7 protein-coding genes are annotated in these 12997 nt (G+C 55.6%); 6 read left to right on the forward strand and 1 reads right to left on the reverse strand.

The features are described 5' to 3' along the window. The first annotated feature begins 71 nt into the window (after positions 1–71). The 6 genes from IZU99_04145 (at position 72) to tuf (ending at position 12203) form a co-directional block, all read left to right on the forward strand. Entirely contained in the window at positions 72–3836 is a 3765-nt protein-coding gene (locus IZU99_04145; protein ID UOO38451.1) for a DNA-directed RNA polymerase subunit beta, read from the forward strand. Next, complete coding sequence (rpoC, locus tag IZU99_04150; GenBank protein UOO38452.1) at positions 3833–7432, forward strand: DNA-directed RNA polymerase subunit beta'; 3600 nt, start codon at positions 3833–3835, stop codon at positions 7430–7432. Before IZU99_04145 ends, rpoC begins: the two co-directional genes overlap by 4 nt. 197 nt (positions 7433–7629) lie before the next feature. Then, positions 7630–8064: a 30S ribosomal protein S12 gene (gene rpsL, locus IZU99_04155; GenBank protein UOO38453.1), complete on the forward strand. Its 435-nt coding sequence runs from the start codon at positions 7630–7632 to the stop codon at positions 8062–8064. 232 nt (positions 8065–8296) lie between these two features. Then, on the forward strand, positions 8297–8767 hold the full coding sequence (gene rpsG / locus IZU99_04160; protein ID UOO38454.1) for a 30S ribosomal protein S7: 471 nt from the start codon (positions 8297–8299) through the stop codon (positions 8765–8767). Between the two features lie 54 nt (positions 8768–8821). After that, positions 8822–10897 (forward strand): elongation factor G, encoded by a 2076-nt coding sequence (gene fusA / locus IZU99_04165; GenBank protein ID UOO38455.1) that lies wholly within the window; start codon positions 8822–8824, stop codon positions 10895–10897. A gap of 103 nt (positions 10898–11000) precedes the next feature. Further along, entirely contained in the window at positions 11001–12203 is a 1203-nt protein-coding gene (gene tuf / locus IZU99_04170; GenBank protein ID UOO38456.1) for an elongation factor Tu, read from the forward strand. Positions 12204–12290: 87 nt separating this feature from the next. Here tuf and IZU99_04175 read toward each other — a convergent pair whose 3' ends face one another. After that, positions 12291–12989, reverse strand: a complete 699-nt coding sequence (locus IZU99_04175; protein UOO38457.1) for a DUF4830 domain-containing protein — start codon at positions 12987–12989, stop codon at positions 12291–12293. Between the last annotated feature and the right edge of the window lie 8 nt (positions 12990–12997).

Raw genomic sequence — 12997 nt, forward strand, 5'->3', positions numbered from 1 at the left:
ATCCGCGCGTGCCGCACAATGCATCAACCCCGGGAATCGGTTGAGTGAACATAAATTAAGGAGTGACGTGAATGCCGAAAGACGTAGCGTACGGTAAAACGATCCGAAAGAGTTTTGCCAAGTCGGAAGAAGTTAAGGACATGCCAAACCTTTTGGAGGTGCAGAAGGACTCGTATAAGTGGTTTCTGGAGACAGGGCTTCGTGAGGTATTTCGGGATGTGGCGGCGATTACCGACTACACCGGAAATCTGGAGCTTACCTTCATTGATTATAACATTAATGAAAAACCGAAATACACCGTCGAGGAATGCAAAGCCCGTGACGCAACGTTTGCCGCACCCTTAAAGGTCGGCGTCCGGCTTCGTAACCGCGAGACGGAAGAAATTAAAGAGCAGGAAATTTTCATGGGCGATTTCCCGCTGATGACAGAGGCCGGCACGTTTATTATTAACGGTGCCGAGCGCGTCGTCGTCTCGCAGATTATTCGCTCTCCAAGCGTCTATTACGAAAAGAAGACAGACGCGAAAACGGCTGTTACAGTTTATGCAACGACGGTGATTCCATACCGCGGCGCGTGGCTGGAGTATGAGACAGACGCTTCCGATAACTTTTACGTCCGCGTCGATAAAAACAGAAAACTGCCGATCACATGGCTACTGCGTGCCATTGGCCGGCCGACGGCACAGCCGTACACATGGCTGTCCGTCTCTGGCGGCGAAGCGGGTGCCGAGTCCAACGAGCTGATGAAAATCATCTTCGGTGACGACGAGCGCATCAACGCCACGCTCGATAAAGATACCTGCCGCACGCGGGAAGAGGCGCTCATCGAGCTTTACAAGCGCCTGCGCCCCGGCGACCCCCCGACGGTGGACAGCGCCGAGACGCTTCTGAATAACCTCTTTTTTGACGCCAGACGGTATGACATTTCAACAGTTGGGCGTTATAAGTTCAATAAAAAGCTGGCGCTGTGGTGCAGGCTTTCCGGCCAGACGCTCTCGCAGCCGATTGCTGACCCCTTAACCGGCGAAATCATCGCCGAAGCGGGTGAAACGTTAACGCGCGAGCGGGCCGTCGAAATCGAAAACCGCGGTGTTATCGATGCGGTTGTTCAGGCTGACAGCCGCGAGGTTAAGGTTTTTTCAAACGGCATGGTGTATCTGAACGGTTTTGTCGATTTCAACCCCGAAGAAGAACTCGGCATCAAAGAGCGTGTCCGCTTCATCATTCTGAAGAAGCTGCTCGAGCAATACAGCGGTCAGGAACTGCGTGACGCAATTGCCGAAAACATCGATAATCTCATCCCAAAGCACATCATCCCGGACGATATTTTCGCGTCTGTCAACTATCTTAACTGCCTGGCACACGGTGTTGGCGAAGCAGATGATATCGACCATCTCGGCAACAGGCGCATGCGCAGCGTCGGCGAACTGTTGCAAAACCAGTTCCGCGTCGGCTTTTCCCGCATGGAGCGCGTCATCCGTGAGCGCATGACGCTGCAGGACCTTGATATCATCACCCCGCAGTCGCTCATTAATATCCGCCCAGTGACGGCGGCCATTAAAGAATTCTTCGGCTCCTCGCCGCTCTCCCAGTTCATGGACCAGACAAACCCGCTGGCGGAACTGACACACAAGCGCCGCCTGTCGGCACTCGGCCCCGGCGGCCTCTCGCGCGAACGCGCAAGCTTTGACGTGCGAGACGTCCATTACAGCCACTACGGGCGCATGTGCCCGATTGAGACGCCTGAAGGCCCAAACATCGGCCTCATCTCCTATCTGGCATCCTATGGGCGCGTCAATGAATACGGCTTTATCATCGCGCCGTTCCGCAAGGTTGATAAAAAAACGTGCCGCGTGACGGAAGAAATCGACTACCTCACGGCCGACATGGAGGATCAGTTTATTGTCGCGCAGGCCACCGAGCCGCTCGATGAGAACAACTGCCTCGTCAATCAGCGTATCACGTGCCGCCACCGTGACGAAATCGTCGAGGTCGACCGTGAGCGCGTGGATTACATCGATATTTCACCGCGTATGATGGTTTCCATCGCCACGGCTATGATCCCGTTTTTGGAAAATGACGACGCCAACCGCGCCCTCATGGGTGCGAACATGCAGCGCCAGGCTGTACCGCTTCTGACGACGGAAGCGCCAATCGTCGCGACCGGTATCGAGCACAAATGCGCGCTCGACTCCACCGTCTGCGCGTTAGCCGAAGGCGACGGCGTTGTGACGGCTGTATCCGCCACACGCATCACCGTCCGCTATGACAGCGGCGACGTGAAGGATTACGTACTGACGAAATTTTCGCGCTCCAATCAGGGCACGTGCAACAACCAGCGCCCTGTCGTCTCCGTCCGTGACCGCGTCAAAGTCGGCGATGTTCTGGCCGATGGCCCGTCAACGAGCGAGGGCGAAATTGCGCTCGGCAAAAACATCCTAGTCGGCTTCATGACATGGGAAGGCTATAACTACGAAGACGCCATTCTCATTAACGAGCGCCTGTCGATGAATGACGTCTTTACGTCGATCCATATTGAAGAGCATGAAATCGACGCCCGTGATACGAAGCTCGGCCCCGAGGAGATTACACGTGATATCCCGGGTGTCGGTGAAGACTCGCTGCGCTATCTTGATGAGCGCGGCATCATCAGCGTCGGCGCCGAAGTCCACGCGGGCGATATTCTCGTCGGCAAGGTTACGCCAAAGGGTGAAACGGACCTGACGGCAGAGGAACGGCTCTTACGCGCCATCTTCGGCGAAAAGGCCCGTGAAGTGCGCGACACGTCTCTCAAGGTTCCCCACGGAGAGTCCGGCATCGTTGTCGACGTCAAGGTGTTCACCCGTGAAAACGGCGATGATCTCAATCCCGGCGTCAACATGGTCGTGCGCTGCTATATCGCGCAAAAGCGTAAAATCAGCGTCGGCGACAAGATGGCCGGCCGACACGGCAACAAGGGCGTCGTCTCCCGCATCCTGCCGAAGGAGGATATGCCATACCTGCCGGACGGCACGCCGCTCGACATTGTTTTGAACCCGCTCGGTGTTCCGTCGCGTATGAACATCGGTCAGGTTCTTGAGGTGCACCTCGGATACGCCGCCAAAACGCTTGGCTGGAAGGTGGCCACGCCGATCTTCAACGGCGCCAACGAAGCGGAAATCCGCGAAACGCTGGAGCTTGCCGGGCTGCGCCCGGATGGCAAAAGCATTCTGTACGACGGCCGCACCGGCGATGCGTTTGATAACCCCGTCACCGTCGGCTACGTCTACTTCTTAAAGCTGCACCATCTTGTCGATGATAAGATTCACGCGCGGTCAACTGGCCCGTACAGCCTTGTGACGCAGCAGCCCCTGGGCGGCAAGGCCCAGTTCGGCGGCCAGCGCTTCGGCGAAATGGAAGTCTGGGCGCTGGAGGCCTATGGTGCGGCCTACACGCTGCAGGAGATCCTGACGGTGAAGTCCGACGACGTTACCGGCCGCGTGCGCACCTACGAATCGATCGTGAAGGGGCATAATATCCCAAAGCCGGGCGTACCGGAGTCCTTCAAGGTCCTCGTCAAAGAACTCCAGTCGCTCTGCCTCGATGTGCGCGTCCTCGATGAGAACGGGCAGAAAATCGAGCTGCAAAACGACGATGATGACGATGACCTCCGGGACAATATCCGCGACAGCAGCATGTATCATTCCGACGAAAGCGAGATTATTTCCGGCGGGTTCAGCATCGAGGATGTTGACCTGGAAGAGGATGACGATATCGCCGCCGGTTTTGAGGAAGAAGACGATTTCAATGACAGCGAAATCTATGATCTCATTGAAGATGAGGAGGAGAAAATATGAGCTGTGCACCGTTTGACGCCATTCAAATCGGCCTGGCATCTCCCGAAAAGATCAGAAGCTGGTCTTTCGGCGAGGTAAAAAAGCCAGAAACGATTAACTATAGAACACTCAAGCCGGAAAGAGACGGCCTCTTCTGCGAACGTATTTTTGGGCCCACGAAAGACTGGGAGTGCCACTGCGGTAAATACAAGAAAATCCGCTATAAAGGCAAAATCTGCGACCGCTGCGGCGTCGAGGTCACGAAATCAAACGTCCGCCGCGAGCGCATGGGTCATATCGAGCTGGCAGCCCCGGTCTCCCACATCTGGTACTTCAAGGGTATCCCGTCGCGCATGGGTCTTTTGCTTGATTTAACGCCGCGCATTTTGGAAAAGGTGTTGTATTTTGCCGCCTATATCGTCATTGACCCCGGCATGACGCCGCTGCATAAAAATCAGATTCTCACCGAAAAAGAATACCGCGAAATGCGCGAGAAATATGAAGATGACTTTAAGGCCGGTATGGGCGCTGAAGCCATCCGCGACCTTTTGGCCGACATCGACTGTGAAAAATTCTCCGAGCAGCTCCGCGCTGAGGCCAAGGATGCCTCCGGCCAGAAAAAGGCAAAGCTCGTCAAACGGCTTGAGGTTGTAGAGGCCTTCCGCCAGTCCGGCAATGATCCGACGTGGATGATTATTGACGTGCTGCCCGTCATTCCGCCTGAAATTCGCCCCATGGTCCAGCTCGACGGCGGCCGCTTTGCGACAAGTGACTTAAACGATCTCTACCGCCGCGTAATTAACCGCAACAACCGCCTTAAAAGGCTCATTCAATTAAACGCGCCGGACATTATTGTCCGCAACGAAAAGCGTATGCTGCAGGAAGCTGTCGATGCCCTCATTGATAACGGCCGTCGCGGCCGCGCCGTCACGGGCGCCAATTCCCGCGCTCTTAAATCGCTGTCCGACATGCTCAAGGGTAAGCAGGGTCGCTTCCGTCAGAATCTCCTCGGCAAGCGCGTGGATTACTCCGGTCGTTCCGTTATCGTTGTCGGCCCTGAGCTGAAGCTTTATCAGTGTGGCGTGCCGAAAGAAATGGCCATCGAGCTCTTCCGCCCGTTCGTCATGAAAAAACTTGTTGAGGACGGCGCATCCAACAACATTAAATCAGCCAAGAAGATGGTCGACAAGGGCGCAACCGAAGTGTGGGATGCCCTCGAGGTCGTCATCCGCGAGCATCCGGTGCTTTTAAACCGCGCGCCGACGCTGCATCGCCTTGGCATTCAGGCCTTTGAGCCGATTCTTGTCGAAGGTCGTGCCTTAAAGCTCCATCCGCTTGTCTGTACAGCCTATAATGCCGACTTTGACGGCGATCAGATGGCCATTCACGTGCCGCTCTCATCGGAAGCGCAGGCCGAGGCCCGCATTCTCATGCTATCAGCCAACAACCTTCTGCATCCGAAGGACGGCCAGCCTGTCACCGTCCCAACGCAGGATATGATTCTCGGCTCGTACTATCTCACGTTTATCCGGGAGAAGGAGCCGGGTGCCGGCAAGCACTTTGCCACGCCGAACGAGGCGCTGATGGCATATCAGAACGGAGACGTCGGCATTCACGCACCTGTCTTGGTTCGCGTTTCCAAGAAGATTGACGGTGTCCTGCGCAGGCGGTCGATTGAAACGACGGTCGGGCGCATCATCTTCAACGAACCGATCCCGCAGGACCTCGGCTTTGTTGACCGATCCGACCCCGAGCACATGTTTGACTACGAGGTCAGTTTCCAGACCGGTAAAAAGCAGCTGGAGAAAATTATTAAAAAATGCATCGCCAAGCATGGCTTTACGCTGTCGGCAGAGCTTCTGGACAACATTAAAGCGCTCGGCTTTAAGTACTCCACGCGCGGTGCGATTACGATTTCTATCTCCGACATGACGGTGCCGGAAGCCAAACGGACACTGATTCGCGAAACGGAGAAAAAAGTTGTCGCCATTGAGCAGCAGTATAAGCGCGGCTTTATCACCGATGATGAGCGTTACCGCCTTGTGGTGCGCGAGTGGGAGACGACGACGAAAAACGTCACAAACGCGCTGCAGGACGCGCTGGATGAGTATAACCCCATCTTTATGATGGCAAACTCCGGCGCGCGCGGCTCGATGAATCAGATCCGCCAGCTGGCCGGAATGCGCGGCCTCATGGCCAACACTGCCGGTAAAACAATTGAAATTCCGATTAAAGCGAACTTCCGTGAAGGCTTAACGGTTCTTGAGTACTTCGTCTCCTCGCGCGGTGCGCGTAAAGGCCTTGCCGATACGGCGCTCCGTACGGCTGACTCCGGTTACCTCACGCGCCGTCTTGTCGACGTTTCACAGGATGTTATTATTCGCGAACATGACTGCGCCACACACGATGGCTTTGCCGTCGCCGTCGCCGACGAGACGTCCAACCCCGCGCCAGGCTTTGCCGATGCCATTCACGGTCGTTTCCTGGCGGAAGACGTTCTCGACCCCGCGACAGGAGAGGTTCTGTTTTCAAGAGACAATATGCTCGTTACTGCCGACGCGGACGTGATGGCCGCGCGCGGCGTCGCCGAGGTGAAAATCCGTACGGTGCTTGACTGCGAGGCGCCCAGCGGCGTCTGCGCCAAATGCTACGGCATCAACCTCGCCACCGGTGACCCCGTCTCGATCGGCGAAGCCGTCGGTGTTATCGCCGCGCAGTCGATCGGTGAGCCCGGCACACAGCTCACCATGCGAACGTTCCACACCGGCGGCGTCGCCGGAGACGATATCACACAAGGCCTGCCGCGCGTTGAAGAACTCTTCGAGGCGCGCAAACCGAAAAAAATGTCCATCCTGTCGGAGACATCCGGTACGGTGGAAGTGGAGGAAACCCGGAAAAACGCCATCGTCGCCATCTCCGTCACAAACGCCGAGAGCGGCGAAGTAAAGGTTTATCAAGCCCCGTATTCGGCCGGTATCCGCGTCAAGTCGGGCGATACCGTCAAAAAAGGTGATATGCTGACAGACGGTGCGTTAAACCCGCACGACGTCATGCGCATCCGCGGTAAGGATGACGCGCAGACGTACCTCATCTCTGAGGTTCAGAAGGTTTACCGCCAGCAGGGCGTTGAGATTAACGACAAGCATATCGAAGTCATCGTCCGTCAGATGATGCGTAAGGTGCGTATCGAGGAAGGCGGCGATACGGAGCTGCTGGCCGGTACGACGGTCGATATTTTGGAATTCAAACGTGCCAACCACGACATTCAGGCGCGGCTTGACGCCGGGGAAACGGAACTGCGCAAAGCAAGCTGCGTGCCCCTCCTCATGGGTATCACGAAGGCCTCGCTGGCAACGGAGTCGTTCCTGTCGGCAGCCTCCTTCCAGGAGACGACAAAGGTCTTGACGGAAGCTGCCATCAAGGGCAAGGTCGACCACCTCGTTGGCCTGAAGGAAAACGTTATCATCGGCAAGCTCGTCCCCGCTGGCAGCGGCCTGTCGCTGTACAGAAAATTTGAGCGCAAGATGACGGACGTCTCATGGGATATAGACGATGAGGAGGAAGAAGAGGACGACGTTGACCTGTCTGCCCTCGTCGGCTCCGGCAACGCGCTGTAACGTGTTAGACCCGCGTTAAATGTATTGACGCGCGCCGCGATTTGTGTTATCGTATTAGCCTGTGTGATATTGCATAATTCACTGCCAAGCGCTTTGTGAATCATGCTGTCAAGGCGCCTGATGGCGCATCGTCGTGTTTTTGCGAAATGCCCAAAGCATTCCGAAAAAATAATAAAACTCAGGAAAGGAGGAAAATAATGCCAACATTTAATCAGCTTGTCAGAAAGGGAAGAGAGGAGCTCTCCTACAAGTCAACGTCGCCGGCCATGCAAAAGGGCCTCAACACGCTGAAAAACAAGGAGACGAACCTGTCCTCGCCGCAGAAGAGAGGCGTCTGCACAGCCGTCAGAACATCGACACCGAAAAAGCCGAACTCCGCGCTGCGGAAAATCGCCCGTGTCCGTTTGACGAACGGCTATGAGGTCACGGCCTATATCCCCGGTATCGGCCACAATCTTCAGGAGCACTCTGTCGTCATGATTCGCGGCGGCCGTGTCAAGGACCTCCCTGGCGTCCGCTATCATATCATCCGCGGCACGCTGGATACGCAGGGCGTCAATAAGCGCATGCAGGGTCGCTCCAAGTACGGCGCGAAGAAGCCCAAGGCTGGCAAGACAGCGGCAAAGAAGTAACATCTGGCTTATAACGCTTTATGCGTGAGGCTAATGCCTTGCCATGAAGGTATATATACATTATATATTGATGTATGTTGCCTCAAAGGCAGGCACCCACCGGGAGATCAACGCGCTCACAGGCGAAATGAATTCGCCGGCGCGATCGTGCCGCTCGCCGCGTCGCGGCATCCGCAGCACATGATTTTCCGGAGTACCTGTGAAATCATTTTATATGAAGGAGGGAAGTATCGTGCCCAGAAGAGGTAACGTACCGAAAAGAGAAGTTTTGCCTGATCCTCTGTACAATTCCGTGCTTGTAACGAGGCTCGTCAACAGCATCATGCTCGACGGCAAAAAAGGTGTCGCTCAGAAAGTCGTCTACAGCGCGTTTGATATTATTGGCGAAAAGACAGGCAAGCCGCCGCTGGACGTTTTCATTACGGCGATCGAAAATATCATGCCGTCGCTCGAAGTCAAGGCCCGCCGTGTCGGCGGTGCCACCTATCAGGTGCCGATCGAGGTCCGCGCCGACAGGCGTCAGACGCTCGGCTTGCGCTGGCTGACAACGTATTCAAGAGCGCGCAATGAAAAAACGATGAAAGAGCGTCTCGCAGGCGAAATCATGGACGCCGCCAATAACCTCGGCAGCGCCGTCAAGAAACGCGAAGATACCCATAGAATGGCAGATTCTAATAAAGCTTTTGCCCACTACCGCTGGTAATCGCATTGGTCTTTTTCGCCAGGGACCACAGGAAAATATAAAGGAGTGAGTGATATGCCGAGACAGTATTCGCTTGAAAAAACGAGAAATATAGGCATTATGGCTCATATTGATGCGGGAAAGACCACAACAACCGAGAGAATTCTGTTCTATACGGGCCGCACCTATAAAATCGGCGAGGTCCATGAAGGCGCCGCGACGATGGACTGGATGGAACAGGAGCAGGAGAGAGGCATCACCATCACCTCTGCTGCGACGACGTGTTTTTGGAATGATCACCGCATTAATATCATCGATACCCCGGGTCACGTGGACTTCACTGTTGAGGTGGAGCGGTCCCTGCGCGTCCTGGACGGGTCGGTGACGGTCATGTGCGCTAAAGGCGGCGTAGAGCCGCAGTCTGAAACGGTCTGGCGGCAGGCCGATAAATACCACGTGCCGCGAATGATTTACGTTAATAAGATGGACATCATGGGCGCCGATTTCTTTAACGTGCTCAGTATGGTAGAGGATCGGCTGAAAGCCAACGCCGTGCCTATTCAGCTGCCCATCGGCGCTGAAGCCGACTTCAAGGGGATTATCGACCTCGTGGAGATGAAGGCCGACATCTACTATGATGAGCTCGGCAAGGATATGCGCGTTGAGCCGATACCGGAGAACATGATGGACCTCGCCAAGGAGTACCACACAAAGCTCATTGAAGCCGTCTCGGATTTCGATGAGGAGATCATGGAGCGCTATCTCGAGGGCGAAGAAATCAGCGCAGACGCTGTGAAGGCCGCCATTCGGAAGGCCACGCTCGCCGTTGAGATGATCCCCGTCGTCTGTGGCACATCTTACAAAAACAAAGGCGTTCAGAAGCTTTTAGACGCGATCGTCGATTATATGCCGTCGCCGCTGGACATCCGGGATATTCAGGGTGTCATCCCCGGCACGGAGGAAACGGATACGCGTCCCGCCAGTGACGATGCGCCGTTTTCCGCGCTGGCGTTCAAGATCATGACGGACCCATATGTCGGGCGTTTGTCCTTCTTCCGTGTTTATTCGGGAACCGCCGAAGCCGGCGCAACCGTTTTGAACTCGACGAAGGGCAACAAAGAGCGCCTTGGCCGTATCCTGCAGATGCACGCCAACCACCGTGAAGACATCAATATGGTCTATTCCGGTGATATCGCCGCCGCCGTCGGCCTGAAGAACACAACGACGGGTGACACGCTGTGCAGCGAGAAGGCCCCCATCATTCTGGAGTCGATGGAATTCCCGGAGCCTGTTATCCGCGTCGCCATCGAGCCGAAGACGAAAGCCGGACAGGAAAAGATGGGCATTGCGCTCAGTAAGCTCGCCGAGGAGGACCCGACGTTCAAAACGTACACCGATCAGGAGACCGGGCAGACGATTATCGCGGGTATGGGTGAACTCCATCTGGAGATCATCGTCGATAGGCTTCTGCGTGAGTTTAAGGTTGAGGCCAACGTCGGCAAACCGCAGGTCTCTTATAAAGAGACCATCAGAAAATCGGCCGACGTCGACCACAAGTACGCCAGACAGTCGGGCGGTAAAGGTCAGTACGGCCACGTTAAGATCATCGTTGAGCCCAATGAATCCGGCAAGGGCTACGAGTTCATCAACAAAATTGTCGGCGGCTCGATCCCGAAGGAGTATATCCCGGCTGTCGATCAGGGCATCCAGGGCGCCATGCAGGCCGGTATTCTGGCCGGTTATCAGGTTGTCGATGTCAAGGTGACGCTGTATGACGGCTCCTACCACGAGGTCGACTCGAGTGAAATGGCGTTTAAAATCGCTGGCAGCATGGCCTTCAAGGAAGGTATGCACAAAGCGGACCCCGTCCTGCTTGAGCCGATCATGAAGGTCGTCGTCACCGTCCCGGAGGACTATATGGGCGATGTCATCGGTGACATCAATTCCCGCCGCGGTCAGATCACCGGTATGGAGACGCGCAGCGGCGCAGCCGTTGTCAACTCGTTTGTCCCGCTGTCCACCATGTTCGGCTACTCGACGGACCTGCGCTCTAAAACACAGGGACGCGGCACATACGCTATGGAGCCGAGCCACTACGTTGAACTGCCGAAATCGCTGCAGCAGGAGCTCATTGCCGGGAATAAGCAATAAAAAATAATGATTGCCATTTTTCAAAAAATACTGTAAAATACCGCATTACAAGGAATTCGTCAATTGATTTTATTTCAAATACTGTAAGGAGGATTTTTTAGCCATGGCTAAGCAAAAGTTTGAAAGAACAAAGCCGCACGTCAATATCGGCACGATTGGTCACGTTGACCATGGAAAGACGACGCTCACCGCCGCAATCACGAAGTATTTGTCGTTTTCCGGCAAAGCGAAGTTTGAGGCTTATGATCAGATTGATAAGGCGCCTGAAGAGAGAGAGCGCGGCATCACGATCAATACAGCCCATGTCGAATATGAGACGGAAAAGCGCCACTATGCGCACGTTGACTGCCCGGGCCACGCCGACTATATCAAGAACATGATTACCGGCGCCGCGCAGATGGACGGTGCGATCCTCGTCATCGCCGCTTCAGACGGCCCGATGGCTCAGACGCGTGAACACATTCTTCTCGCCCGCCAGGTCGGCGTTCCGGCCATCGTCGTCTTCCTCAACAAGGTTGACCAGGTTGACGATCCCGAGCTCCTCGAGCTCGTCGAGATGGAAGTCCGCGAGCTTCTGTCCAAGTATGAGTTCCCCGGCGATGATCTGCCGATCATCAAGGGCAGCGCGCTCAACGCGCTGGCTTCCACCTCCACCGATCCGGATGCGCCGGAATATGCCTGCATCAAAGAGCTGATGGACGCTGTCGACAGCTATATCCCAACACCGGAGCGCAAAGCCGACCTGCCGTTCCTTATGCCTGTTGAAGACGTCTTCACGATCACAGGCCGCGGCACCGTCGCCACGGGCCGTGTCGAGCGTGGCCAGGTCAACATGAACGACAAGGTTCAGATTGTCGGTCTGATGGACGAGCCGAAAGAGACAACCGTCACCGGTATCGAAATGTTCCGCAAGCTCCTCGATTACGCGGAAGCCGGCGACAACATCGGCACGCTGCTCCGCGGCGTCGCGAAGACGGACATCGAGCGTGGCCAGGTTCTGGCTAAGCCCGGCTCCATCAAGCCCCACACGAAGTTTAAGGGTCAGGTTTACGTTCTCTCCAAGGAAGAGGGCGGCCGCCACACCCCGTTCTTCAATAACTACCGTCCCCAGTTTTATTTCCGCACAACAGACGTCACCGGCGTTATCAACCTGCCGGAAGGCACCGAGATGTGCATGCCCGGCGACCACGTCACCATCGACGTTGAGCTCATCACCCCGATCGCTATTGAGCAGGGCCTCCGCTTCGCTATCCGCGAAGGCGGCCGCACCGTCGGCTCCGGCGTCGTCACCGGCGTTGAGGCGTAAGTCTTAAACCACACGAAAAAGGGCATTGCCAATTGCGGCAATGCCCTTTTCATCCTTAACCCGGCTGCTTTTATATGGCCGTTATATTCACGGAGCCGATTCGTCCAAATTCACATCTGATGTCAGGGTGTCTGTTTTCGAGGCGTTTGGCGAAACGGGTGAGGCTGTGTTCGGAGACGACGTGTTGGGAGCAGCGGCGTTGGGAGACGTTTTCGGCGTCGAGGCGTTCGGTGACGCACTCGGGACGGCGCTCGGCGACACGGCTGTCGGTGCCGCCGCGCTCGGAGACGGCGATGCCATCGCGCTCATGGAGCTTTGCGGAAATGATAGGCCCACCATGAAGCCGTCAAGCGCGTAGGACTGCACGTCGCCGGCGATGACTTCATTCCGGTAGACAATGATGTCGGCAACGACATTGTCCGGGACGTTGGGGTAATTAAGAATTCTGTACGTATAGCGCGTAGCCTCAATACCGCCATACTTGGACAGATCAAAACCCTGTGCCTGCTGGAGTGCGTTGTATTGCTTGTAGACGGCCGTAAATTCCCGCGGTATCACAACGGTCTGCTCTTCCACAGGCGTTTGTTCGACAACCCAGCCGAGCTTCGTGAGATACGAAACGCGCTGGTCATTGTCCTTGACAATGGCCGACAGGACGGCCGTCTCTTTGGCACCCGTCTGATCGAGTTTCCCCGCAATGAGGACAATGGCAGCGAGAACAACGGCCAGCGCCAGGATAATCAGTACGGCTTTTTTCTTATTGAATTTGGTGGTAAAAATAAACATATCGTTCA

The organism is Oscillospiraceae bacterium CM (assembly GCA_022870705.1).
GTDB lineage: Bacteria > Bacillota > Clostridia > Oscillospirales > Oscillospiraceae > Sporobacter.